The 26028-nt window shown below is 66.9% G+C and carries 19 protein-coding genes and 3 pseudogenes; 13 read left to right on the forward strand and 9 right to left on the reverse strand.

Going from position 1 to position 26028, the window contains the following annotated elements; translation table 11 throughout:
* Positions 1-176: 176 nt before the first annotated feature.
* Positions 177-2408, forward strand: a complete 2232-nt coding sequence (gene rnr, locus OKW52_RS19790; RefSeq protein ID WP_264507229.1) for a ribonuclease R — start codon at positions 177-179, stop codon at positions 2406-2408.
* Here rnr and OKW52_RS19795 read toward each other — a convergent pair.
* From OKW52_RS19795 to OKW52_RS19830, 8 genes are all read right to left on the reverse strand, one after another.
* On the reverse strand, positions 2405-3607 hold the full coding sequence (locus OKW52_RS19795) for an NAD(P)/FAD-dependent oxidoreductase (protein WP_264507230.1): 1203 nt from the start codon (positions 3605-3607) through the stop codon (positions 2405-2407). The two genes, rnr and OKW52_RS19795, sit on opposite strands and share 4 nt — an antisense overlap.
* A complete protein-coding gene (locus OKW52_RS19800) occupies positions 3607-4536 on the reverse strand; it encodes a 2-hydroxyacid dehydrogenase (protein WP_264507231.1) in 930 nt (309 codons plus the stop codon). Before OKW52_RS19800 ends, OKW52_RS19795 begins: the two co-directional genes overlap by 1 nt.
* Entirely contained in the window at positions 4533-5681 is a 1149-nt protein-coding gene (rodA, locus tag OKW52_RS19805; protein WP_264507232.1) for a rod shape-determining protein RodA, read from the reverse strand. Before rodA ends, OKW52_RS19800 begins: the two co-directional genes overlap by 4 nt.
* Positions 5678-7627, reverse strand: coding sequence for a penicillin-binding protein 2 (gene mrdA, locus OKW52_RS19810; protein WP_264507233.1), 1950 nt, complete (start codon positions 7625-7627; stop codon positions 5678-5680). The genes rodA and mrdA overlap by 4 nt, the downstream gene beginning before the upstream one ends.
* Positions 7624-8166: a rod shape-determining protein MreD gene (locus OKW52_RS19815; RefSeq protein WP_264507234.1), complete on the reverse strand. Its 543-nt coding sequence runs from the start codon at positions 8164-8166 to the stop codon at positions 7624-7626. Before OKW52_RS19815 ends, mrdA begins: the two co-directional genes overlap by 4 nt.
* Entirely contained in the window at positions 8159-9184 is a 1026-nt protein-coding gene (mreC, locus tag OKW52_RS19820) for a rod shape-determining protein MreC (protein WP_264507235.1), read from the reverse strand. The genes OKW52_RS19815 and mreC overlap by 8 nt, the downstream gene beginning before the upstream one ends.
* Before the next feature lie 26 nt (positions 9185-9210).
* On the reverse strand, positions 9211-10248 hold the full coding sequence (locus tag OKW52_RS19825) for a rod shape-determining protein (RefSeq protein ID WP_127104769.1): 1038 nt from the start codon (positions 10246-10248) through the stop codon (positions 9211-9213).
* Between the two features lie 263 nt (positions 10249-10511).
* On the reverse strand, positions 10512-12092 hold the full coding sequence (locus OKW52_RS19830) for a 2-isopropylmalate synthase (RefSeq protein WP_264507236.1): 1581 nt from the start codon (positions 12090-12092) through the stop codon (positions 10512-10514).
* Positions 12093-12520: 428 nt separating this feature from the next.
* Here OKW52_RS19830 and dprA point away from each other — a divergent pair, with 428 nt between their 5' ends.
* A complete protein-coding gene (dprA, locus tag OKW52_RS19835; protein WP_264507237.1) occupies positions 12521-13657 on the forward strand; it encodes a DNA-processing protein DprA in 1137 nt (378 codons plus the stop codon).
* 241 nt (positions 13658-13898) lie between these two features.
* Positions 13899-16532: a type I DNA topoisomerase gene (gene topA, locus OKW52_RS19840; protein ID WP_264507238.1), complete on the forward strand. Its 2634-nt coding sequence runs from the start codon at positions 13899-13901 to the stop codon at positions 16530-16532.
* A gap of 18 nt (positions 16533-16550) precedes the next feature.
* Here topA and OKW52_RS19845 read toward each other — a convergent pair whose 3' ends face one another.
* Positions 16551-18419 (reverse strand): phospholipase D-like domain-containing protein, encoded by a 1869-nt coding sequence (locus tag OKW52_RS19845; RefSeq protein ID WP_264507239.1) that lies wholly within the window; start codon positions 18417-18419, stop codon positions 16551-16553.
* Between the two features lie 147 nt (positions 18420-18566).
* Here OKW52_RS19845 and OKW52_RS19850 point away from each other — a divergent pair.
* The 10 genes and pseudogenes from OKW52_RS19850 (at position 18567) to msrA (ending at position 25989) form a co-directional block, all read left to right on the forward strand.
* Positions 18567-19263 (forward strand): annotated as a pseudogene (locus OKW52_RS19850) (CoA transferase subunit A).
* A gap of 12 nt (positions 19264-19275) precedes the next feature.
* Positions 19276-19905: a CoA transferase subunit B gene (locus tag OKW52_RS19855; protein ID WP_264507240.1), complete on the forward strand. Its 630-nt coding sequence runs from the start codon at positions 19276-19278 to the stop codon at positions 19903-19905.
* The gene (locus tag OKW52_RS19860) at positions 19895-20188 is read left to right on the forward strand and encodes a GNAT family N-acetyltransferase (protein WP_264507241.1); all 294 of its coding nucleotides are present in this window, start codon (positions 19895-19897) and stop codon (positions 20186-20188) included. Before OKW52_RS19855 ends, OKW52_RS19860 begins: the two co-directional genes overlap by 11 nt.
* 321 nt (positions 20189-20509) lie before the next feature.
* Positions 20510-21307 (forward strand): signal peptidase I, encoded by a 798-nt coding sequence (gene lepB, locus OKW52_RS19865; protein WP_264507242.1) that lies wholly within the window; start codon positions 20510-20512, stop codon positions 21305-21307.
* Between the two features lie 99 nt (positions 21308-21406).
* Positions 21407-22195 (forward strand): signal peptidase I, encoded by a 789-nt coding sequence (lepB, locus tag OKW52_RS19870; protein WP_264507243.1) that lies wholly within the window; start codon positions 21407-21409, stop codon positions 22193-22195.
* Positions 22195-22891 (forward strand): annotated as a pseudogene (gene rnc / locus OKW52_RS19875) (ribonuclease III). The gene lepB (OKW52_RS19870) and the pseudogene rnc overlap by 1 nt, the downstream one beginning before the upstream one ends.
* A 29-nt stretch (positions 22892-22920) precedes the next feature.
* Positions 22921-23748: pseudogene (locus tag OKW52_RS23340) on the forward strand (DMT family transporter); the annotation flags it as partial.
* Between the two features lie 66 nt (positions 23749-23814).
* On the forward strand, positions 23815-24726 hold the full coding sequence (gene era, locus OKW52_RS19885; protein ID WP_264507245.1) for a GTPase Era: 912 nt from the start codon (positions 23815-23817) through the stop codon (positions 24724-24726).
* A gap of 109 nt (positions 24727-24835) precedes the next feature.
* Positions 24836-25171 carry a DUF1491 family protein gene (locus tag OKW52_RS19890; RefSeq protein ID WP_264507246.1) on the forward strand — a complete coding sequence of 112 codons (336 nt, stop codon included), beginning with the start codon at positions 24836-24838 and terminating at the stop codon, positions 25169-25171.
* 170 nt (positions 25172-25341) lie between these two features.
* Positions 25342-25989 (forward strand): peptide-methionine (S)-S-oxide reductase MsrA, encoded by a 648-nt coding sequence (msrA, locus tag OKW52_RS19895; protein ID WP_264507247.1) that lies wholly within the window; start codon positions 25342-25344, stop codon positions 25987-25989.
* The last annotated feature ends 39 nt before the right edge of the window (positions 25990-26028 follow it).

The following is a 26028-nucleotide window of genomic DNA, read 5'->3' on the forward strand; positions in this document are numbered from 1 at the left end:
CCCTCTTCGGCTAAAGCCGAATTCACCCCCGAGGATATTGAGAGACAGATGAAGGGGCGCGGTTAACAATGCGTTAACGCCGCTCTTTGCTCTGACTCTGATCGCGCAGAGCCGGGGCAAGGCGCGCGCTTGCCTTTCTGCGTGACGCCAGACAGCCCGCGTGGTAGCGCGAAAGCATGACCCGCTTGCCCTCAAAAGAAGACCTCGCCCGCTGGCTTTCCGAACAGGACGGCCGCCCGACGATGCGCGACATCGCGCATGCCCACGGCATCAAGGGAGGCGCGGCCAAGATCGACCTCAAGCGCCTGTTGGCCGAGTTGGAGACCGAGGGCCTGTACGAGCGCCGCAAGCGCCGGTCGCGGGACGCGGGTTTGCCGCCCGTGGCGATCATCCGCGTGACCGGCCCCGACGCGCAGGGCGACCTGATGGCCGAGCCTGCCGAGTGGCAGAGCGAGGACACCCCACCGCCGATTCTGGTCGTCGCGCGCCCTGATCTGCCCGCCTTCGGGCGCGGCGACCGGGTTCTGGCCAAGCTGATCGCGACGAAAGACGGCGTGCACGCCCATCCGATCCGCAAGCTGCAATCGGGTCCGGCGGCGGTGCTGGGGATTTACCGTGCCGGGTCGGAAGGCGGGCGCATTCTGCCCATCGACAAGGGCGCCGATATGGAATGGCGCGTTTCGGTCGCGGACTCGCAGGGCGCCAAGGACGGCGAATTGGTCGAGGCCGAGCAGACCGCCCCTGCCCGCATGGGCCTGCCCCGCGCCCGCATCCTCAAGCGGCTGGGCGACCCCGGCGCACCGCGCGCCGTCAGCCTGATCGCCATCCACCAGCACGGCATCCCCGACCATTTCCCGCCCGAGGTCATCGCCGAGGCCGAGGCCGCCCCTGCCCTGCCCGCCGGCAAGCGCGAGGATCTGCTGGATCTGCCGCTGCTCACCATCGACCCGTGGGATGCGCGCGACCATGACGATGCGGTCTGCGCCGCGCCCGATCCTGACAGCAAGGGCGGCTATATCGTCTGGGTCGCCATTGCCGATGTCGCGGCTTACGTGCGGCCCAATTCCGAGCTGGACCGCGAGGCGCGCAAGCGCGGCAACTCCAGCTATTTCCCCGACCGCGTGGTGCCGATGCTGCCCGACCGTCTGTCGGGCGATCTGTGCAGTCTGCATGAGGGGGTCGAGCGCCCGGTCCTCGCCGTGCGTCTCAGCGTCAACGCGCAGGGCGAGAAGACCGCGCATCGCTTCGTGCGGGGCCTCATGCGCTCGCGCGCGTCGCTGAGCTATGAGCAGGCACAGGCGGCGTTCGAAGGTCAACTGGATGACGCGACCGAGCCGCTGGCCGAGGGGCTGAGCCATCTCTACGCCGCGTGGCACGCCACGCTCAAGGCCCGCGCTGCGCGCCAGCCGCTGGAGCTGGACCTGCCCGAGCGCAAGATCATTCTGGGCGAGGATGGCAAGGTGACCTCGGTCGCCTTCAAGGACCGGCTCGACGCCCACAAGGTGATCGAGGAATTCATGGTGATGGCCAATGTCGCCGCCGCCGAAGAGCTGATCGCCCGCCGCTCGCCCCTGCTGTTCCGTGTGCACGAGGAGCCGTCGCAGGAAAAACTGGAAGCGCTGCGCGAGGTGGCTGCCGGGGCCGGGCTGACGCTGGCCAAGGGGCAGGTCTTGCAGACCCGTCACCTGAACCAGTTGCTGGCTGCTGCCGAGGGCGGCGAGTTCGACGAGCTGATCAACATCGCCACGCTGCGCTCGATGACGCAGGCCTATTACGGCGCGGAGAACTTTGGCCATTTCGGGCTGGCCCTGCGCAATTACGCGCATTTCACCTCACCGATCCGGCGCTATTCGGACCTGATCGTCCACCGTTCGCTGATCTCGGCCCATAAATGGGGCAAGGATGGTTTCAGCGACTGGGACATCGAGCATCTGGCCGAGACCGCGACGCAGATCTCGGAAACCGAGCGCCGCTCGATGACCGCCGAGCGTGATACCACCGACCGCTATCTGGCCGCCTTCATGGCTGACCGGATCGGCGCGGTGTTCAAGGGCCGCATCGCCGGGGTGGCGCGGTTTGGTCTGTTCGTGAAGATGGACGAGACCGGCGCGGATGGTCTGGTGCCGATCCGCACGCTGGGGGATGAGTATTTCCGCCACGACGCCGACACGCAGACGCTGACCGGCGAGCGCTCGGGCAACGTGCTGGGGCTGGGGCAGCGGGTGGTGGTCAAGCTGTCCGAGGCCGAGGCGATGACCGGCGGCTTGCTGTTGGAGCTGATCGAGGTCGAGGGCACAGCCGTCGCCCGGCCGCGTCGCCACAAGGGCAAGGGCTATGCCCCGCGCAAGGGTGCGGCGGCGAAGGCGGGCAAGATCAAGGCGCGGCGCAAGCGCGAGCGTCAGCGTTAAAAGCGCGCGGGGCTGAGGGCCGGGAGCGGCGCTTCGCCGTCAAGCGCGCGGCTGACCAGCTCGGCGGTCTTGGGGGCCAGCGTCAGGCCGATATGCCCATGCCCGAAGGCCAGCACCAGCCCTTTGCGCGCCGTGCCCACCACCGGCAGGCTGTCGGGGATCGACGGGCGCAGGCCCATCCAGCGGCGCGACGGCGGCGGCAGATCGGGGAACACGCTGCGGGCGGCGTCTTCCAGACGGTCCCAGCGATGCGGGGAAGGCGGCGCGTCGATGCCGCCCAGTTCCACGGTTCCGGCGGCGCGCAGACGACCTTGCATCGGGGTGAAATAGAAGCCCCGGCTGGCCGGGCAAAAGGGCCGGGTCAACGGCACCATGCCATCAAATTCAAGGTGATAGCCACGCTCGGCGGTCAGCGGGACACGGATACCCAATGGGCGCAGCAGGGACGCCGACCACGCGCCAGCGGCCAGAACGACGGCACCCGCCTCAACCGCTTCGCCGGTGGCCAGTCCGATCCGCCAGCCCGCACCGACCGGCTCCAACGCCGTCACGCGCGCCGTAAGACGCTCGGCGCCTGCCGCTGCGATCCGCGCGAGCATCGTGGCGGGGTCGGTCAGCCAGATCGTGCCGGGGAACAGCGCGGCCCCGGCAAAGCGACCTTCGGGCAACGAGGGTTCCAGCGCCTGCAGCGCCTCGGCCCCCAGCATGTCCACCGCCACGCCAAGCCCGCGCCGCCGCGCCATGCCCACCTGCGCGCCGGCCAGCGCCTCGGGCGTGTCATAAGCGTAAAGCGCGCCGCGATCCTGCAGCAGATCCGCCCCGCCCACCGCCGCCGCCAAGGCGCGCCAGTCGGCATCCGCGCCCGCCAGCAACCCGGCCAGCGCCTGCCGGTTGGCCTGCGCCCTTCCCGGCAGCGACTGGCGCGCAAAGCGCAACAGCCACGGCACCAGCCCCAGGGCTGAAGGCCGGTGGATCGCCAGCGGGCTGTCGCTGTTGAACAAGAGCCGGGGCAGATCGCGCAGCACATCGGGTGTGCCGACCGGGTCCACCGCGTAAGTGGCAATCGTGCCCGCGTTGCCGGTCGAGGCGCAATGCGGCTGCCCCTCGCGGGCGATGACGAGGACGCCATGCCCCTCCTCCGCCAGCCGGTGCGCGATGGTCAGCCCGATGATCCCCGCGCCGACGACCGCGATCTGCATCAGTAGCCCGCCCTGCGGTCGACAAGGTGCAGCAGCGGCGCGCCCGCCTGCAACCGGCGCAGGTTCTCGGCAACGACGCGGGCGGCGGTCTCGGGGCGGGTTTCGGCGGCGATATGCGGGGTCACGGTGACACGCGGATGCGCCCAGTAAGGATGCTCGGGCGGGAGCGGCTCCACCCGGAACACATCAAGCACCGCCAGCCCCACCTGCCCCGCGTCCAGCGCCGCCAGCAGCGCGTCATCGTCGATCAGCGGGCCGCGACCCGGGTTGATGATCGTGGCCCCCTGCGGCAACCAGCCCAGCGTCTCGGCGTTGAGGATATTCTCGGTCTCGGCGGTCTTGGGCAGCAGCGTCACCACGATCTGCGCGCGGCTCAGCACGTCGCGCAGGCCATCCGCCCCGTGGTGGCACGCGATCCCCGGCACGTCCTTGGGCGTGCGGCTCCAGCCCAGCACCGGGAAGCCCAGGCCCGCCAGCGCCTGCCCACAGGCCGCGCCCAGCGCGCCCAGACCCAGCATCGCCACCGGTCGCTCCCCGGCCAGCGGCGGGGCCACCGGCTCCCACGCGCCCGATTGCTGGGCCAGCGCGCGGTCCATGCCGATATGCGCGCGCATCGCATAGGCGACGACGTATTCGACCATCGACTGCGTCAAGCCCGGATCGACCATGCGGCACAAAGGCTGGGTCAGGGTCTGGTTGGTCACGATCTTCTCGACCCCCGCCCAGAGGCTGAGCACCGCCTTGCAGTTGACGTAGGGGGTGAAATCGTCCGGCGTCTCGCCGCCCGGCGCGTAGATCATCGCGTCAACCTCGGCCGGATCGGCCTCGCGCAGCAGATCGGCCTGAACCCCGGCCTCGGCCAGCGCTGCCCGCAAGGGGGCCTCCCACTGCGGCCAACGCCAGTCTCCGGCGGAAAACAGAACCTTCATGCACGCTCCCTTGGGCGGTGAATACAGGCCGATTGCACCAGACCGAAGCCGATCAGGATCATCAGCATCGCCGAGCCGCCATAGCTGACCAGCGGCAAGGGCACGCCGACCACCGGGGCCAGCCCCATCACCATCGCCATGTTCACCGCGAAATAGAGGAAAAAGTTGCCCGCGATGCCAAGGATCAAGAGCGAGGCATAGCGGTTCTTGGACCGCATCGCGGCAATGACGCAGGTCACCAGAATGCCGATATACAGCGTCAGCAGGAACACGCCGCCGATAAAGCCGAACTCTTCGGCCAGCGTGTTGAAGATGAAGTCGGTGTGCTTTTCGGGCAGGAAATTCAGCCGCGACTGCGTGCCCTGCATGAACCCGCGCCCTGACCAGCCCCCCGACCCCAGCGCAATCATCGCCTGATTGATGTGGTAGGAAGAGCCCAGAGGGTCCAGCGACGGGTCCAGAAACGCGTCGATGCGACGGAACTGATAGTCGCGGATCAGCTGCCACTCGGTCCCGCGTGAGGCGAAGACCGCCGTGACCAGCCCGACGCCCGCGCCGATCACGCCGCCGAAATACCATAGGCTGACCCCGGCAAAGAACATCACCATACCGCCGCCACCCAGAATCAGCAGGGCGGTGCCAAGGTCGGGCTGCTTGAGCACCAGAAACGCGGGCACAAGGATCATCAGCGCCGCCAGCGCCACATAGACCGGGTGCGAAACCTTGCGGATGTCGAGCCAGTCGTAATAGGCCGCCATCGCCATGATCACGGTGATCTTGGTCATCTCGGACGGCTGAATGCGGATCGGCCCCAGTTCCAGCCAGCGCTGCGCGCCCATGCCGATCGAGCCGAAGAACTCGACCCCCAGAAGCAGCACCACCGACACCGCATAGCCAAGCGCCGACATCGAGCGCCAGAACCACAACGGGACGAAGCCGACGACGAACATCACCGTCAGCGCCAGCGCGAAGCGTTGCATCTGCGGCTCGGCCCAACGCTCGAAATTTCCGCCCGAGACCGAATAAAGCTGCAAGAAGCCGACCGAGGCCACGGCGCTGAGCAGCAGCACCAGTGCCCAGTTGACGTAGAGCACCTTGCTCAGACCCGAGGGCGAGCGTTTGACGTGATACTCAAGATAGCTCATGCGCGGCCCCGCAGGCTTGAGGCGGCGACGGCCGGGCCGATCTGGTCGCTGATCGTGCGGATCATCGACTCGATGCGGTTTCTTTGCGGGGCGGGATAGGCCTCGACCGGGGGCAGCCCGCCGTTTTGCGCCGCCAGAATGATGTCGCGCGCGATCGGGGCGGCGGCAGATGACCCACCGCCCCCATGCTCGACCACGATCGACACGGCGTAGCGCGGGGCGCTTTCGGGCGCGTAGCACACAAAGAGCGCATGATCGCGCCGGTTCCAGGGCAGCTGATCCTGCCGCCGGATGCCCGAGGCCCGCTCGGCAGCGGTGATCGAGAACACCTGACTGGACCCGGTCTTGCCCGACATGCGCATGGCTTCGTCCACGATGCGCGAGGCATAGGCGGTGCCGCGCTGCGAATTGGACACCTCGAACATACCGCGCTGCACCATCGCCAGATGCGCGGGGTTGAGACCCAAGGGCGGGTACTCAGGCAGCGGCTGTTCGATATCGTTGATGCTGTGGACCAGCCGGGGCAGGATCGCCCGGTTGGTCGCAATCCGTGCGGTCATCACCGCCAGCTGCAAGGGCGTCGACAGCACGAACCCCTGCCCGATCGAGGCGTTGATCGTGTCACCCACCACCCATTCCGCCCCGCGCCGGTCGCGCTTCCACTCCCGCGAGGGGTTCAGACCGCTGGAGATGCCCGACAGCGGCAGGTCATAGCGCAGACCCAGCCCCATGCGTTCGGCCATGGCGTTGATCCGGTCGATCCCGGTGCGCTGCGCCATCTCGTAGAAATACACATCACAGCTTTCGGCCAGCGCCGAGGTCACATTGACCCGCCCGTGGCCCCCCCGGTTCCAGCAGTGAAAGCGCCGACCGCTGATCTCGATATGACCGGGGCAGAAGACCCGCTCGTCCTGCGTGGCGAAACCCCCCTCGAACGCGGCCATCGCGGTCACGATCTTGAAGGTCGATCCGGGCGGATACGCGCCCTGCACCGCCTTGTTCGACATCGGCCGGTATTCGTTGTCGCGAAGGCCGGCGTAATCGGCGACAGAGATGCCGCGCACAAAGAGATTTGGATCGAATGACGGGGCCGAGGCCATTGCCAGCACATTGCCGGTCTGCACCTCCATCACCACCGCCGCCGCGCTCTGATCACCCAGACGAGCCAGCGCGAAGGCCTGAAGCGAACGGTCCAGCGTCAGTTGCAGATTGGCCCCCGCGTCGCCTTCCTGACGGTCCAGCTCGCGCATTTCGCGGCCCACCGCGTTGACCTCGATGCGGCGATGCCCGGCCGAGCCGCGCAGATCGTCCTCCATCTCGCGCTCGATGCCGATCTTGCCGATCTGGAAACGCGGGATCATCAGCAGCGGATCGGGGCTTTCCAGCGCCTCGAGGTCACGCTCGGACACCGGGCCGACATAGCCGACCGAATGCGCGAACTCGGCACCGAAGGGATAAAAGCGGGTCCAGCCGACCTCGGGGGTGATGCCGGGCATGGCGGGGGCGTTGGCGGCGACGCGCGCGACCTCCTCCCAGTTCAGCTGATCGACGATGGTCACCGGCACAAAGGGACGGTGGCGCATGATCTCGCGCTCGGCGCGCTCGATCTCTTCTTCGGTCAGCGGGATCAGCTCGGCCAGCCGCTCGAGCGCGGCACGCGGCGCGCCCGCATCCTCGCGCACCAGAACGATGCGGTAATTCTGCACATTCGACGCCAGAACCAGCCCGCTGCGGTCCAGAATGGTGCCGCGCGCGGGCGGTAGCAGGCGGATGTTGATGCGGTTTTCATCGGCCAGCAGGCGGAACTCTTCGGCCTGCCCCAGCTGAAGCGAGCGCATGCGCAGCACCAGCGCCCCGGCAAACACCAGCTGGGCACCGCCCAGCAGAGCGGCGCGGCGCGAGATCTTGCGCGCGCTTTCCTCGTTATCCTTGGGCGGTCGTTTCATAGCTTGCGGCCCAGTTCATCCACTTCGCCCGTCGCCGGCTTGCGCACGCGCAGCACGCCCTGCAAGAACCAGACAACCAACGGGTATACGGCAATAGTGACCACAAGTCGCCCCACGCTCAAGTCCAGCGGGTCGCGCGCGGCCATCACGATCACGAGCACAAGCCGGTACGCCACCGACATGGCCAGCATCACCCCGGCCACCATCGCCCATTCCAAGAGCAGGTTCATCTCGCGCACCACCGATTGACGGCGACGCAGGAATTCGGTCCCGGCCAGCACAGCCAGCGCCCACAGGCCCGGCGGGCGCATGAGGAACAGATCCTCGACCAGAAATACCAGCACAATGGCCAGCGCGGGCAGATGCGACGGGCGGCGCAGCACCCAGGCGACGGTCAGCGCCAGCAGGAAGTCGGGCGCGGGCCAGCCGCCTTCGGGATTGGACAGCGGCAGGATGCGCGCCAGAATCGTCACCGCAGCGATCAGCACCCACAGGCCCAGATAGACCAACGTCCGCAGGCGCCAGAACTCGCTACTCATTGGGCGGCCCGCCCGTGGCGGCACCACCCGGCAGCGGCAGCGCGGGCACGGCGTCAACGGTGCCCGCAGCGTCAGGCTCGGGCCCTTCCTCCAGCGGTGCGTCTTGCATCGGGATGAACGGCACGCCGGTCGTCGGGTCCAGTGGCGTGCCTTCGGCATCCACCGGGCGCAGCAGCGCGCCGGATTGCTCGATCCGCTCGGCGGGGCGCGAGCGCAGCACGCGCAGGAAATCGAGCCGCCCGTAATCCGCCGCCAACCGCACGCGCAGACGGCCGTCGGCGCCCTCGGCCACCTCGCCGACCAGCAGACCCGGCGGGAACACCCCGCCATCCGAGGCACTGACCACCCGGTCGCCGGGGCGCAAGGCCTCGGGGCTTTCGACGAAGTCGAGCACCGGCAACTGGGTGTTGTCGCCACTGATCAGCGCGCGCTGGCCGGTGGGCTGCACGATCACCGGCACCCGGCTGTTGGAATCCGTCAGCAGGATCACCCGTGACGAGCGATCCCCGACCCCGGCGATCCGGCCGGCCAGCCCCAGCCCGTCCATCACCGCCCAGCCATCGACGATCCCGTCGCGCGATCCGACGTTGAGCAGCACCGATTGGCGGTACGGGCTGCCCGCATCGGCCATCACCACGCCGGTCACATGCGTCAGCTGCGGGTCCAGCCGCACGCGGGCCATGTCCAGCAGCTGCGCGTTGCGCTGCTCCAGTTGCAGTGCCGCCTCGCGCCAGGCGCGCATCTGCTGCAGCTCGCGCCGCAGCTCCTGATTTTGCTCATAGATGCGCGCGTAGCTGCGGAAATCCTCGACCATCCGCGACACGCGGGTGACCGGCGCCATGGCCCATTCCATATTGGGGACCACGGCGTCGACCACAGCGGTGCGGAACCGCTCGATCCGGGGGCTGTCGATGCGCCAGAGCAGGAACAGCGCCAGCAGGACCAGCGCCAACACCCCGACCACGAGGCGCCGCACGGGGCGGACATAATCGGCCTCGTTCGAACGGTCAGTTGCCACGGTGGTCCCTCACGCCCGAGCGGTGCTCAGCTTTCGTAATCAATGGCGTGGCGCAGCTGCTTTTCGTATTCCAGCGCCTTGCCGGTGCCCAGCGCCACGCAGTTCAGCGACTGGTCGGCCACGGTGATGATCAGCCCGGTCTGCTCGCGCAGCGCCAGATCCAGATCGCCCAAGAGCGCCCCGCCCCCGGTCAGCATGACGCCCCGGTCCACGATGTCTGCCGCCAGATCCGGCGGCGTGGTTTCCAGCGCGATCATCACGGCCTCGCAGATGGTCTGCACGGTTTCCGACAGCGCTTCGGCGATCTGGCCCTGGGTGATCTCGATTTCCTTGGGCACGCCGTTCAGCAGGTCGCGACCGCGGATCTGCATGACCTTCCCGCGCCCGTCGTCCGGCATCCGCGCCGTGCCGATGGTGCATTTGATCCGCTCGGCGGTGGATTCGCCAATCAAAAGGTTCTGATGACGGCGCAGGTAGCTGATGATCGCCTCATCCATGCGGTCACCCCCGACGCGCACCGACCGCGCATAGACGATATCGCCCAAGCTGAGCACAGCCACCTCGGTCGTCCCGCCACCAATATCCACCACCATCGAGCCGGTGGGATCGGTGATCGGCATGCCTGCGCCGATGGCGGCGGCGATCGGCTCGGAAATCAGCCCGGCGCGGCGCGCGCCTGCGGACAGAACCGACTGCCGGATCGCGCGTTTCTCAACCGGCGTGGCCCCGTAGGGCACGCAGACGATGACCTTGGGTTTGGAGAAGGTCGAGCGCTTGGTCACCTTGCGGATGAAGTGCTTGATCATCTCTTCGGCAACGTCGAAGTCGGCGATGACCCCGTCGCGCATCGGGCGGATTGCCTCGATCGAGCCGGGGGTGCGACCCAACATCAGCTTGGCGTCTTCGCCCACGGCCAGAACTTGCTTGCGCCCGTCCTTGACGTGGTAGGCTACGACCGACGGCTCATTCAAAATGATCCCGCGGCCCTTGACGTAGACCAGCGTATTCGCCGTGCCGAGGTCGATCGCCATATCCGACGAAAAGAGGCCAGAAAGTCCGAACATGTGGCGGTCATCCCATAATCATGGAAGGCCCCCGCACAAGGGCGGGGGCGATTGCGTGGCCCTTATAGGCTCGCTTGACCCTTGGCGTAAAGGCCCCCGGTCCGCGGCATCGGCGCATATCTGCCGCGATCCATCTCACGAATGGGTGCGGGATTAGGGGCCCCCGCGACGTTCCATGGATCGGCTTGTCCGAGGGTTCGGTCAAGACAATTCGGCGGACAACACGCAAAGGTGGGAGGCCTGAGCGGCCCCCCGCCTGTGGCTCAGTGCGCCGCCGAGGTTTGCAGCGCCGAATTGTTCGCCCGGCCCTGCCCTGCGTGCATGCGGTTGAGCGCATTCACATAGGCCTTGGCCGAGGCGACGACCGTGTCGGTATCCGCCGATTGCCCGGTGAACACCATGCCCGCCCGGCTGACCCGGACCGACACCGTCGCCTGCGCGTCCGTGCCTTCGGTCACCGCCTGCACCTGATACAGGTCCAGCTTGGCGTCATGCGGGTAGAGCATCTTGACCGCGTTGAACACCGCATCGACCGGGCCGTCGCCGGTCGCATCGACGTAATGCTCCTCGCCGCCGACGCTCATGGTCAGCTCGGCCTCTTGCGGACCCTCGGTGCCGCAGACCACGCGCAGTTTCCTGATCTGCAGATGATCGTCGCCGCCCGTCGCCGCCGTATCGGCGACCAGCGCGACCAGATCGTCGTCATAGACCTCTTTCTTGCGGTCGGCCAAAGCCTTGAAGCGCACGAAGACGTCTTTCAGCTGGTTGTCGCCCAGATCATAGCCCAGCTCGGCCATCTTGGCGCGCAGCGCGGCGCGGCCCGAGTGTTTGCCCATGGCGATGTTCTTGGCGGTCAGGCCGATATCCTCGGGTCGCATGATCTCGAAGGTCTGCACGTTCTTCAGCACGCCATCCTGATGGATGCCGGATTCGTGCAGGAAGGCGTTCTTGCCGACCACGGCCTTGTTGTACTGCACGGCAAAGCCCGAAACCTGACTGACCCGGCGGCTCAGATGCATGATCTTGGTCGAGTCGATGCGGGTCTGGTACGGCATGATGTCGTTGCGCACCCGCATCGCCATCACCACCTCTTCCAGCGCGGTGTTGCCAGCGCGCTCGCCCAGACCGTTGATCGTGCACTCGATCTGCCGCGCGCCCGCCTCGACTGCCGCCAGGCTGTTGGCCGTCGCCATGCCCAGATCGTTGTGGCAATGCGTGGCGAAGATGATGGTGTCGGCCCCCGGCACCCGTTCCAGCAACATGCGGATCAGGTCAGCGGATTCGCGCGGCGCGGTGTAGCCGACGGTATCGGGGATGTTGATCGTGGTGGCCCCCGCCTTGATCGCGGTTTCCACAACGCGGCACAGATAGTCATGCTCGGTCCGCGTGGCATCCATCGGCGACCATTGCACATCGGCGCACAGGTTGCGGGCATGGGCGACGGTCGCGGCGATCTTCTCGATCATCTCTTCCTGATTGAGCGCGGTGATGTCGCGGTGCAGCGGCGAGGTGCCGATGAAGGTGTGAATGCGCGGCTTGGCGGCGTGTTTCACCGCCTCCCAGGCGCGGTCGATGTCGGCAAAATTGGCGCGGGCCAGGCCGCAGATGGTCGAGTTGCGGCTCTGGCGCGCGATCTCGCTCACGGCGGCAAAATCGCCCTCCGAAGCGATGGGGAAACCGGCCTCGATCACATCGACGCCCATTTCGTCCAGCAAGCCGGCGATTTCCAGCTTCTCGTCGTGGCTCATGGTGGCGCCCGGCGATTGTTCGCCATCACGCAGGGTGGTGTCAAAAATCAGAACGCGGTCTTGTTTCGAGCGGGTTTGGTCGGCGGTATCGGTCATGATGATATTCCGTGCTGTCTGCGAGTGTCCTTAACGGCGGGTCCGGGCGCTGGCTACCTCTGAGCGGTCGCGCCCGAAGGCACGCTCAGAGGTCGCTAAGGAGCAGAAGACCGCACAGGCGCGCGCAGGCCGCGGGCAAACCCGGCAGCGAGGCAATGATCAAGGGGCGCGTGCGTTCCATGGGGCGGACTATACGGACGCGATCGGAAAAGAAAAGGGCGAAGTGACGGGGGCCGGGCGCGCGGGGGCATCGAGCCCCCGCGCGCCCGGTGGGGGCCAGCCCCCACACCCCGCGCTGGGAGGATTTTCCATCCTCCCAGACCCTCCTGGAGGATATTTTTGGAGCAAAGAAGGGTGCGCGGCGGGAAATCTTCACGTCCTGTTAACCCTTATCCCTCAGGTTGAGAGTCGAATGAGACGAGGCTGCGATGGACGGGACACCACTTTCTTCTCCCACACCCTTCACCCCACCCACCACGGAAGAAGACCGGCTGTCGTGGCTTCGTCTCATTCGCTCGCGCCGCGTTGGCCCCAGCACGTTTCAGCGCCTGATGGGCGAACATGGCAGCGCGCAGGCGGCGCTGGCGGCACTGCCGGGCATCGCGCGCGCCGCCGGGATTGACGACTATACCGCGCATCCGCTCGACGCCGCACAGGCCGAGCTCGATCAGGGCCAGCGCAAAGGCGCGCGGCTCTTGTTCCTTGGTGCGCCTGATTACCCCCTTCCGCTCGCCGCGCTGACCGACCCGCCGCCCGTTCTCTGGGCGCGCGGGCGCGGTGCCGTGCTGGGCCGCCCCGCCGTCGCCATCGTCGGCGCCCGCAATGCCTCCAGCCTCGGCGGGCGCATGGCGCGCAAACTGGCCGAGGGGCTGGGCTATCACGGCTTCGTTGTCGTTTCCGGCCTCGCGCGCGGCATCGACACCACCGCCCATGGCGGCGCGCTCAAGACCGGCACCATCGCGGTGATGGCGGGCGGCGTTGACGTGATCTACCCGGCCGAGAACGAGATGCTCGCGGCCTCGATTGCCGATCAGGGTCTGCTGGTCTCGGAACAACCCATAGGCCTCAGCCCCCAAGCGCGCCATTTCCCGCGCCGCAACCGGCTGATCGCCGGGCTGTCGCGCGCGGTCATTGTCGTTGAGGCGGCCGAGGGTTCCGGCAGCCTGATCACCGCCCGTGACGCGCTCGATCAGGGGCGCGAGCTGCTGGCGGTGCCCGGTCATCCGATGGACCCCCGCGCTGCAGGCTGCAACCTTCTGATCCGCGACGGGGCAACGCTGGTGCGCGACACCGCCGATGTCCTCGCCGCGCTCGAGGGCAGCCTTGAGCGCGATCCACCCACCCCCGCCCCGCAAACCAGAACCGGCCCGCCCGCCCACACATGGCCGGACACCCTCACCCTGCACCGCCTGATCCTCGACCGGCTCGGCCCCTCACCCGTCGCTGAAGACCAGCTCCTGCGCGACCTCGACCTGCCTGCGCAGGCGGTTGCCCCCGCCCTGCTGTTCCTCGAACTCGACGGCCGGGTGCAACGCCAGCCCGGTGGCATGCTCGCGCGCCGCTGAGCACGTCTTTGCTCGCGAAATATCCTCCGGGTGGGTCCGGGAGGGTGGAAAACCCTCCCGGGCGGGTGCGGGTGGCAACCCGCCGGGCCGAGGGGGCTCGATGCCCCCGAGGCCCGGGTCGCGCGCAGCAAAATCACCCGCTCAATTGACATCCCCCCCGTTCAACCCCATCTATGCGGCGCACCCTGCGCGGCACCCCCTGGTCGCCGCGCCAAAAGGGCAAGAGTAATCAGAGGTTTGCATGACAGTTGTCGTTGTCGAGTCCCCCGCCAAGGCCAAAACGATCAACAAGTACCTGGGCCCCGGCTTCACGGTTCTCGCCTCGTTCGGCCATGTTCGTGACCTGCCGCCCAAGGATGGCTCGGTCGATACCGAACACGAATTCGACATGAAATGGGAGATCGCGGCGGACTCCAAGAAGCACATCAAGGCGATCACCGATGCGCTCAAGGACGACGACACGCTGATTCTGGCGACTGACCCTGACCGCGAAGGGGAAGCGATTTCGTGGCATCTGGAACAGGCGCTGGAGAAGAAGCTCAAGGGCAAGAACGTCTCGCGCGTCACCTTCAACGCGATCACCAAACCGGCGATCCTGGAGGCGATGAAGCACCCGCGTCAGGTCGACGCGCCGCTGGTGCAGGCCTATCTCGCCCGCCGCGCGCTGGACTACCTGGTCGGCTTCAACCTCAGCCCCGTGCTGTGGCGCAAGCTGCCCGGTGCGAAATCGGCGGGCCGGGTGCAATCGGTCTGCCTGCGCCTGATCGTCGAGCGCGAGATGGAAATCGAGGCGTTCCGCGCCCGTGAATACTGGTCTGTCACCGCCCAGCTGACCAACGCCCGCGGCGCCGAATTCACCGCCCGGCTGACCAATCTGGCGGGCAAGCGTCTGGACAAGTTCGATCTGGCCGACTCGGTCGCCGCCGAGCTGGCCGTGCAGGCCGTGACCTCGCGCGCGCTCACCGTCACTTCGGTCGAGGCCAAACCCGCCAGCCGCAACCCGACCGCGCCTTTCATGACCTCGACCTTGCAACAGGAAGCCAGCCGCAAGTTCGGCATGGGTGCCAAGCAGACCATGTCGGCGGCCCAGCGTCTGTATGAGGCCGGGCACATCACCTATATGCGGACCGACGGCATCGACATGGACCCCAGCGCCGTGCAGGACGCCCGGGCCGAGATCGAGAAGCGCTATGGCAAGGACTACGTTCCGGCCAGCCCGCGTCTGTACAAGAACAAGGCCAAGAACGCGCAGGAAGCGCACGAATGTATCCGCCCCACCGACATGAGCGCGGACCCTGACTCAGTGCGCCTGACCGAATCCGATCAGCGCCGCCTCTATGATCTGATCTGGAAGCGCACCATCGCCTGCCAGATGGAAGCCGCCCGCATGGAGCGCACCACCGCCGAGATCGGCTCGAAAGACGGTCAGGTCGGGTTGCGCGCCACCGGTCAGGTGATGCTGTTCGACGGTTTCCTGCGTGTGTACGAGGAAGGCCGGGACGAGGATGGCGACGACGAAGGCCGTCTGCCGCAGCTCGCGCAGGGCGAAAGCGTCGAGAAACGCGCCATCGACCCCGAGCAGCATTTCACCCAGCCCCCCGCCCGCTATACCGAGGCAACGCTGGTCAAGCGGATGGAAGAGCTTGGCATTGGCCGCCCGTCGACCTATGCCTCGATCGTCACGACGATTCAGGATCGCGGCTATGTGCGCAAGGACAAGAACCGCCTGATTCCCGAGGATAAAGGCCGGTTGGTGACGATCTTCCTGACCAGCTATTTCCGCAAGTATCTGGAATACGATTTCACCGCCGATCTGGAAGAACAGCTCGACGACATCTCGGCGGGCAGCCGGAATTACAAGGATGTGCTGGCGCGGTTCTGGCGCGATTTCTCGGCCGCCTTGGCCGAAACCGCCGATCTGCGCATCACGGAAGTCCTGGAAAAGATCGACGACGTGCTGTCGCCGCATCTCTACCCACCGCGTGAGGATGGCGGCGATCCGCGCCTCTGCCCGACCTGTGGCAAGGGCCGTCTGAACCTGAAAACCGCGCGGTCGGGCGGGGCCTTCATCGGTTGCAACAACTACCCCGAATGCCGCTACACCCGCCCGCTGTCGGGCGATGAGGGTGACGCGGAACTGGCGGGCGACGGCAAGGTGCTGGGCTTTGACGGCGAGGATGCGATCCGGCTGAAAACCGGGCGCTTTGGCCCTTACGTGCAGCGCGGCGAGGCGACCGAAGAGGTGCCCAAACCGCCGCGCTCCAGCCTGCCCAAGGGCTGGGACGTCGAGGCGATGGATCTGGACAAGGCGCTGCAGCTGCTCAGCCTGCCGCGCCTGATCGGCGCGCATCCCGAGGATGGCGAACCGATTGAATCCGCGATCGGCCGCTTTGGCCCCTACGTCAAGCACAACAAGACCTACGCCAACCTGCCCGAGGTGGACGAGGTCTTCACCATCGGCATGAACCGCGCGATGGAAGTGCTGGCCGCCAAACTGGCGCGCGGCCCCGGTCGCGGCGCGGCGGCAGAACCGCTCAAACTGCTGGGCGATCACCCCGATGGCGGGCCGGTGCAGGTGATGCCGGGGCGCTACGGGCCCTATGTCAAATGGGAAAAGGTCAACGCGACCCTGCCCAAGGAATTTGACCCGGCAACGGTGACGATGGAACAGGCGCTGGAACTGATCGCGGCGAAAGCGGCGAGCAGCCCCAAGGGCAAGAAAGCGGCAGCCAAGAAGCCCGCCGCCAAGAAAGCCGCCGCCAAGACGGCGACCAAAACGGCGACCAAAACCGCTGCCAAGAAACCGGCGGCGAAAAAGGCCCCGGCCAAAACGGCGGCCAAGAAGGCGGCAAAGCCGACGGACGCCGACGAATGATCCTGTCGGGCGCGGGCCTCAGAACCCGCGCTCGATGAACCCAAGGCGCGAGAAGAACCGCATCCACGGCGACAGTTCCTGCCCCGGCAGTACCCGCTCGCCCTGATCGATATAGCTCTGGATCAGCCGGTCTGCCCGCGCCGCCAGAGCTGCATCAAGGATCGCCACGCCGTTTTCCAGATCATGCCAGAAACTGCGCTGGTTCAGGTTGACCGAGCCGATCAGCACCAGCCGGTCGTCGATGACGATCAGCTTTGAGTGCAGTAAAAGCGGCATCGGATCATAGTCGAAGAACCGCACCCAATCGCCGTGCCGGTTGGCAAAGCGCCGGTTCAGACCTGTCACCATGAAGTCCGTCGCCTCGCGCACCCGCACCGTCGCCACCACATCGACGGTCACGCCCCGCGCATGCGCGCGCTCCATCGCGGCGCTGATCGCCGGTGTCAGGTTCAGATAGGGCGAGGCAATGCGGATCCGGTGCTGCGCCGCGTCAATCAGCCCGGCGTAATAGCGATCCAGCGCAGCGCCATCGGTATAGGGCACCGAAATCAGATGCCGCATCGCGTGGTCGGGCAGCGCGCGCACCGTCTCGGCCCGATGGGGCGTGGGCCACATCGCCTGCGTGTCGCGGTCACGGTTCCACAACGCGCCCATCTGCTGCACGATCTCGCGCACCTGAGCATCGCCCTGCAGGGCCAGCTCGAAATCCTCATAGGCGGTGAACCCGCCGGTCAGGCGCATCTGCTCGGGGTCGTACTGATGCAGAAAGGGAAAGTCGTCCAGATCGCGCGGCTCGGGGAAAAAATACCCCTCGTGGATATTACGCCCGCCAACAATGGCGATCGAGCGCCCGGGCTGCCGCGCGATGGTGGCAAACAGCTTTACATGCGTCACCCGATGCAGCCGCGCGAACTGGCCCTCGACGCCCCGCGCGGCCTCGGCGGGCATGCGGTAGGGCTGCACCTGCACCGTCGGATATTGCGAGGCCAGCCCCTCGAACAACCGCCGGTCGGTCTCGGTCAGCATCACGTCGGACACCAGAATGCGCACCACCGTCCCGCGCGCAGCGTGCCAGGCCAGCATCCGCGCGGTCAGGTAACCCGCGAAATCCGCGTTCATGTTCAGGTAGTTGACGTAAATCAGATCCAGATCCGGCGCGTTGGAGTAATCCAGCGCCACCGCCGGATCGCCCGCGATCAACGCCGCGCGCGGCAGGCGGCTGCCAGTCAGCGCCTCGACCCGCGCGTTCAGCGCGTCGGCCCCGTCCGCCAGCATGGTCACCGGCCCGGCAGACATCGGGCAGGTCGCCGCCAGATCGCCGCTGTCCATGAAGGCGCGCTCCAGCGCATCCGCCCCGCCGCCGGTGCAGCTGCGCACCGGCGCGTCCAGCGCGGCGATGACCGGCAGCGCGGTATCCTCGCGCTCAAGACGCAGCGTCCAGCCGGGGCGCCCGCCCGGCGTCACCGTCAGGTCGCAGGCCTGCGTCGCCGGGTCCAGTTCCAGCCCGCTGCGCAACCGCTCACCGGGTGGCACGCGCAGGGTGATGGGCACACCGGCCGCAACCCAGACCGACCCGCCGATCCCTTCATCGCGACGCTGAATCCGCGCGCGGGCATCGCAGACGGCCACGACCCGGTAGGCCATGTGCCCATGCGCCATGAAGCGCAGCGAGACCTCGCGCGCGCCCGCAGCACTGAAATAGCCGCGATGCTGGCCGTCGGACGGGCCTGCCTCGAACAAGGGAAGATCGGTGATGGCATGGCGTCCCTGCACCGGCGCGGCGACCAGGGGCACCTGCTCGGGTGCAGGGACGCCACGCTGCGCCGCCGCACAGGCAGACAGCGCGATCAGCAGGGACAAAAACAGGCGATTCAGCCGGAAAACCATGGCTGCACAATAGTCTCCCCCAGCACATCCGCAAGACACGCCCATGACACTTGACCCAGACGTGCACAGCCGCGCAGCGCCGCCCGTGCAATTGACTTCGCCGCAGTGCCGCGTCACAAACGCGGGGCGATCAGCACGGGGGATAGCATGCAAAAGATTTTTGGCTCGGCAGCAGAGGCGCTGGACGGGATCCTGTTCGATGGAATGACCATCGCAGCCGGGGGTTTTGGCCTGTGCGGCATCCCCGAACTGCTGATCGCGGCGATCCGCGATCTCGGGCGTCAAGGATCTGACCGTCGCGTCGAACAACGCCGGTGTTGACGGCTTTGGTCTGGGTCAGTTGCTGACCACCCGGCAGGTCAAGAAGATGATCTCGTCCTATGTCGGCGAGAACGCGGAATTCATGCGCCAGTACCTGTCAGGCGAGCTTGAGCTGGAATTCAACCCGCAGGGCACGCTGGCCGAGCGCATGCGCGCCGGGGGCGCTGGCATCCCGGGCTTCTACACCAAGACGGGTGTGGGCACGGTGATCGCCGAGGGCAAAGAGCTGAAAGATTTCAACGGCGAAACCTATGTGCTGGAAACCGGGCTGGTGATGGATCTGTCGATCGTCAAGGCGTGGAAAGCCGACACGACCGGTAATGCTGTCTTCCGCAAGACCGCGCGCAACTTCAACCCGCCCGCGGCCACCTGTGGCAAGATCTGCGTGCTCGAGGTCGAAGAGATTGTGCCCGCCGGGACGCTGGACCCCGACCATATCCACCTGCCCGGCATCTATGTGCACCGCCTGATTCAGGGCGAGCACGAGAAACGCATCGAACAACGCACCACCCGCGCGGCTTGAGGAGAGACGATCATGGCTTGGGACCGCAATCAGATGGCCGCCCGCGCGGCGCTGGAACTCAAAGACGGCATGTACGTCAACCTCGGCATCGGCATCCCGACGCTGGTCGCCAACTACATTCCCGAGGGGATGACGGTGACGCTGCAATCGGAAAACGGGATGCTGGGCATCGGGCCCTTCCCGACTGAAGACCAGGTCGACCCCGACCTGATCAATGCCGGTAAACAGACGGTGACGGCCCTGCCGCACACCGCCTATTTCGACAGCGCGACCTCGTTCGCAATGATCCGTGGCGGCAAGATCGCCATGGCGATCCTGGGTGCGATGGAAGTGGCCGAAAACGGCGATCTGGCGAACTGGATGATCCCGGGCAAGCTGGTCAAGGGCATGGGCGGCGCGATGGACCTCGTGGCCGGGGTCAAGCGCGTGATCGTGGTCATGGACCACACGTCCAAGCATGGTGAGTCCAAGGTGCTCAAGGACTGCACGCTGCCGCTGACCGGCAAGGCCGTGGTCGACCGGATCATCACCAACCTCGGCGTGCTCGATGTGGTGCCGGGCGGGCTGAAGATCGTCGAATGCGCCGACGGCGTCACCGAGGCCGAACTGCGCGCAGCGACCGAGGCCACGATTGTCGACTGATCACATCATCACCCGCGAAGTGGCCGAGACCAAGGGCCGCTATGTCATCCGCAAAGAGGGTGACGAGGCGGAACTGACCTACTCGATCACCACACCGCACCTGATCATCGCCGACCATACCGGCGTCCCCGACAGCTTTCGCGGCACCGGTGCGGGTCTGGCGCTGGTCCAGCGTCTGGTCGCGGATGCGCGGGCCGAAGGGGTCAAGATCATCCCGCTTTGCCCCTTCGTGAACGCCCAGCGCAAGCGGCATCCGGAATGGGCGGACGTGTTCCAGGTCTGAGACTGTTGGCATCGGGGGCTGCCGCCCCCGAACCCCCTGCCCAAAGGGGACGCACGCGCCCCCTTTGGAAACCCCCGTGGATTTTTTCAGACAGATGATGGCGCGTGGTTAACGAAACCTTATCATCTGTCCTTAAATATCCTGGGGGGTGAATTGGCCGTCAGGCCAAGAGGGGGGCAAGGCCCCCCTGCCCGGTCGCCCGAGGGCGCGGCGGCGACAGCCGTCTCGGCCAAGGGCGAAACCCCGCGCCCGCCCCTCCCCAAGCTTGACTTCCCCCAGCCCCCGCGCCAGAAACCCCGGGCATCAACCCGAGGAGCCGACATGGCCGCTGCAGCCGAGAAAAACGACGGCATCTGGGAAACCGTCAAGACCGTCGCCTGGGCTCTGCTCATCGCCGGCGTGTTCCGGACACTGTTTTTCCAGCCTTTCTGGATCCCCTCGGGCTCGATGAAGGAAACGCTGTTGATCGGCGATTTCCTTTTTGTGAACAAATGGGCCTATGGCTATTCGCGCTATTCCTGCCCCTTCGCGCTGTGCCCGATCACGGGCCGCATCTTCGCCTCGGACCCCGAGCGTGGCGACGTCGCCGTGTTCCGCCACCCGGTCAGCGGCGACGATCTGATCAAGCGTCTGATCGGCCTGCCCGGCGACCGCATTCAGGTCCGCGAAGGCGTGCTCTACATCAACGACGAAGCCGTCGAGCTGCAGGATGACGGCGATTTCGTCGAAACCTATGACCGTCAGGGTTCGGCCGGCCAGTACCCGCGCTGTGAAAACGCGCCGGTCGGTCAGGGCGGCGCCTGCCTCAAAGGCCGCCAGATCGAGACCCTCCCCAACGGCGTCAGCCACACGATCCTCAACATCGAGGACAATGGCTTTGCCGACAACACGCCGATCTTCACCGTCCCCGAAGGCCATTTCTTCTTCATGGGCGACAACCGCGACAACTCGGTCGACTCGCGCTTTGCGCAGGCCTCGGGTGGCGTCGGCTTCGTGCCCTTCGAGAACCTGATCGGCCGCGCCGACCGGGTGATGTTCTCGTCCGCCGGCACCTCCATGCTGGCCTTCTGGACCTGGCGCAGCGACCGGTTCTTCCACTCGCTGCATCTGGGCGACTGATCCCACCGGGCACTCAGGGCGCGCCGCTTGACTCGCGCGCCCCGGTTGCCCAGAAAGCCGCCAACCGTCACGAGGGCGGCGCAAGGGGACCGCGGCGCCGTGGCCAACACCGAACTACACAGAGCACGGGCATGGTGGGAGACGGTCAAGACCGTCGCCTTTGCCCTTCTGCTGGCCGGCCTGTTCCGCACCGTGCTGTTTCAGCCCTTCTGGATCCCCTCGGGCTCGATGAAGGAAACCCTGCTGATCGGCGATTTCCTCTTCGTCAACAAATTCGCCTATGGCTGGTCGCGCTGGTCCTGCCCGATGGGTCTGTGCCCGTTTGAGGGCCGCCTGTGGGAAACCCTGCCCGAGCGCGGCGATATCGTCGTCTTTCACCATCCCATCAGCGGCGACGATTACGTCAAACGCCTGATCGGCCTGCCCGGCGATCAGATCGAGCTGCGTCGCGGCCAGATCTGGCTCAACGGCACGCCCATTCCCCAGCGCCCCGACGGCGACTTTGTCGAGACTGCCGCCCCCCAGGGCCCCGGCGGCCACCAGCCGCGCTGTCAGAACCGCCCGGTCGCCGGCGGCGACTGCCGCAAGGCGCGCAGCATCGAGACCTTGCCGAATGGCGTCAGCTACCCGGTGCTCAACATCACCGACCGCGCCTTTGGCGACACCACGACCAGCTACACCGTCCCGCCGGGCCATGTCTTCGTCATGGGCGACAACCGCGACAACTCGCTCGACTCGCGCTTTGAGCAGGCGCAGGGTGGCGTGGGCTTTGTCCCCCTCGAAAACCTGATCGGGCGCGCCGACCGGGTGTTGTTTTCCTCTGCGGGCAGCTCGCTCCTGGCCTTCTGGACCTGGCGCGGCGACCGCTTTTTTCACGCGTTGAACTGATGGCCCAAGCCCCCAAACTCTCGGCCGAACTGGTCGCCTTTGCTGACCGTCTCGGCCATGCCTTCCAGCGCCCCGAGCTGCTGATCCGCTCGGTCACCCATGCCTCGGCCGGGTCCAGCGTGCGGCCGCATAACCAGCGGCTGGAGTTTCTGGGCGACCGGGTGCTGGGGCTGGTCATGTCGGAAACGCTGTTCCGCGCCGACCGGCAGGCGACCGAGGGCCAGCTCGCCCCCCGCTTTAACGCCTTGGTGCGCAAGGAAACCTGCGCCGATGTGGCGCGGGCGATCGATCTGGGCGCGGTGCTGCGGTTGGGCCGGTCCGAGATGCTCTCGGGCGGGCGGCGCAAGGAAACCCTGCTGGGCGACGCGATGGAGGCGGTGCTGGCCGCCGTCTACCTCGATGCCGGGCTTGAGGCGGCGCGCGCGGTGATCCTGCGCCATTGGCGCGACAAGATCGAGCATGTCGATGACGATCTCGCGCGACCCCAAGACCGCGCTGCAGGAATGGGCGCAGGCGCGCGGCACCCCGCCGCCGACCTACGCCGAGATCGGCCGCGAAGGCCCGCCCCACGCGCCGATGTTCACCATCGAGGCCCGGCTGCAGGACGGCCCCAGCGCCAGCGCCACCGCCGGGTCCAAACGCGCGGCGGAACAGGCAGCGGCGCGCGCGCTGCTGGCGCAGGTCGCCCCCGAATGACCCCTGCCGGAAACCGACGCGGCGCGCTGTTCATGGTGCTCTCGATGGCCGCGTTTTCGGCTGAAGACGCGTTTTTCAAAGCCGCCACGCAGCTGATCCCCGCCCCCAGCGCGATGATGGGCTTTGGCCTGCTGGGCATGGCGATCTTCGCCCTCGCCGCGCTGATCCGTGGCGAAGCGCCGGTGCCCCGGATCACCAAAGGGCTTGCGATCCGCTCAGGCATCGAGGTCGGCGGGCGGCTCTTTTACTCGCTGGCGCTGGCCTTTGCCGGGCTGGGCGTGACCTCGGCCATCCTGCAGGCAACGCCGCTGGTGGTGGTCGCAGGCGCAGTCTGGCTGTTTGGCGAGATCGTCGGCTGGCGGCGCTGGCTCGCCATCGCGCTGGGGCTGAGCGGCGTTCTGCTGGTGCTGCGCCCGACCGGCACTGCGCTGGACCCGGCGGCGCTGTTTGCGGTGCTGGGCATGCTGGGCTTTGCCGGGCGCGACCTTGCCACCCGCGCAGCCCCCCTCAGCGTCACCAACGCGCAGCTCGGCGTTCTGGGCATGGGCGCGCTGGCCGTCGCCGGGCTGGTCGTGCAACTGGTCACCCTCGCGCCGATCACCCTGCCCGAACCGATGGCCGCGCTGCGTGTCGCAGGGGCAGCGGTCTTCGGCTGTATCGCCTATGCCTCGCTTACCGTGGCGATGCGCTCGGGCGAAGTCTCGGTCGTGACGCCCTTCCGCTACACGAGACTGGTCTTCGCGCTGATCCTCGCCGCGTTGCTCTTTGACGAGACACCGGACGGCATCATGCTGCTCGGCTCGGCGCTGATCGTCGGATCGGGCCTTTTTACGCTGGCGCGCGCCCGCCCACGCTAACGCAGCAGTATGGCGCAGCGCCGCGCCATGGTATAAGGCCCGCAGCTGACCAGCCAAGGACCGACCATGACCACACGCGCGGGCTTCGTTGCCCTGATCGGAGAGCCCAATGCGGGCAAATCCACCCTTCTGAACCGGATGGTCGGGGCCAAGGTCTCGATCGTGACTCATAAGGTCCAAACCACCCGCACCCGGATCCGGGGCATCGCCATGGCGGGCGAGACGCAGATCATCTTCGTCGACACGCCCGGCCTGTTCCGCCCGCGCCGCCGGCTCGACCGCGCCATGGTGGCGGCGGCCTGGACGGGGGCGGCGGATGCCGAGATCGTCGTGCTGCTGATCGAGGCCCATCGCGGGCTGACCGAAGGCGGCAAGGCGGTGATCCAGACGCTGAAAGACCGCGCGATCGAAGGCCAGCGCGTCGCACTGGCCATCAACAAGATCGACAAGGTCAAGGCCGAGGCCCTGCTGCGCCTGACCGAAGAGGTCAACGCGATCTATCCGTTCGAGGAAACCTTCCTGATCTCGGCCGAACGCGGCCACGGAACCGAGCACCTCAAGGAATGGCTGGCGCAAAGCCTGCCCGAAGGGCCGTGGCTCTACCCCGAAGACCAGATCGCCGACCTGCCCCTGCGCATGATCGCCGCCGAAATGACGCGCGAAAAACTGACCCTGCGCCTGCATCAGGAACTGCCCTACGAGCTGACGGTCGAAACCGAAGCCTGGGAGGACCGCCCCGATGGCTCGACCAAGATCGACCAGATCATCTATGTCGCCCGCGACGGTCACAAGGGCATCGTGCTGGGTCACAAGGGCGAGACGGTGAAAACCATCGGCCAACAGGCCCGCGCCGAAATCGCCAGCTTCCTGGACCGGCCGGTGCATCTGTTCCTGACCGTCAAGGTCCGCGAGAACTGGCTGAACGAATCCGAGCGCTACACCGAAATGGGCCTCGATTTCCGCGACGGCCATGCCTGACCCGCGCATCATCTGTCGAGAAATATCCACGGGTGGAGTCCAGAGGAGGGGGCGTGCCCCCTCCTCTGGCTGGGGGTTTGGGGGCGAGCAGCCCCCCAACCTGCCCGTCATGACCCCCCGCCTCACCGCCAGCTTCTGGGTCCACGCCTACCTCACCCGCCTGCGCCTGGCTGAAATCCCGGCCTTTGTGGTGAAAAAAGGCGATGAAACCGCCGGTGCCGTGCTGGTCAAGCAATCCCCGCTCGACCGCACCGCCACCCTGCACCAGCGCCAGTTCGACCTGATGGCCGACACCCGCCGCTGGACGCAGATCGCCAGCGGACCCGAGCCCGAAATCGACGCGCTGATCGCCCGCGAACGCGCGCGCGATCCGGATCTGTGGGTGATCGAGGTCGAGGACCGCGCGGGGCGCACGCTGCTGGAAGAACCCGGGTTCGACGCGTAACAGCACTGGTGGCGTCGGGGGGCTGCTCGCCCCCCGAACCCCCTCGCCAGAGGAGGGGGCACGCCCCCTCCTCTGGACTCCTCCCGCGGATATTTAGAGACAGAAAATACGCGCATTGTTTCGGGCGCGCGCTGCCCTATGTTTAGGGGCATCCAAAGGGAGAGACCGCGATGCTGTTCTCATCGAAATCGTATGACATGGTGACCCCGTCCGAGGCGCTGCCCGGCCGGTCCCAGCCGATCCCCACCGCTGACACGCATTTCCTCAGCGCCCGCCCGCTGACCGCCCCTGTGCCCGAAGGCATGGAAGTGGCGATCTTCGGCATGGGCTGTTTCTGGGGCGTCGAGCGGTTGTTCTGGAACACACCCGGCGTCTGGGTCACCATGGTGGGATACGGCGCGGGCTACACACCCAACCCGACCTATCAGGAGGTCTGCACCGGCCGCACCGGGCATAACGAGCTGGTGCGCGTGGTCTATGACCCGACCAAGCTCAGCTATGACGATCTGCTCAAGATCTTCTGGGAGGGGCATGATCCGACGCAAGGCATGCGTCAGGGCGGTGACCGGGGCACGCAGTACCGCAGCGGCATCTATCCCACGACCACCGCGCAACGCGAGGCCGCCGAGGCGAGCCGCACGCTCTATCAGGAGCGTCTGCGCGATGCGCAGCTGGGCACCATCACCACCGAAATCCGCGATGCGCCACCATTCTACATGGCCGAGGATTATCACCAGCAGTATCTGGCGAAGAACCCCGACGGCTATTGCGGGATTGGCGGCACCGGGGTCACCTGCCCCGTGGGCCTTGCGGTCTGAGCGCTGACAGGCTACGCGAACCGGGTATTTCCGGAGAGC

Origin of the sequence: Pararhodobacter zhoushanensis (assembly GCF_025949695.1) — a bacterium.
GTDB lineage: Bacteria > Pseudomonadota > Alphaproteobacteria > Rhodobacterales > Rhodobacteraceae > Pararhodobacter > Pararhodobacter zhoushanensis_A.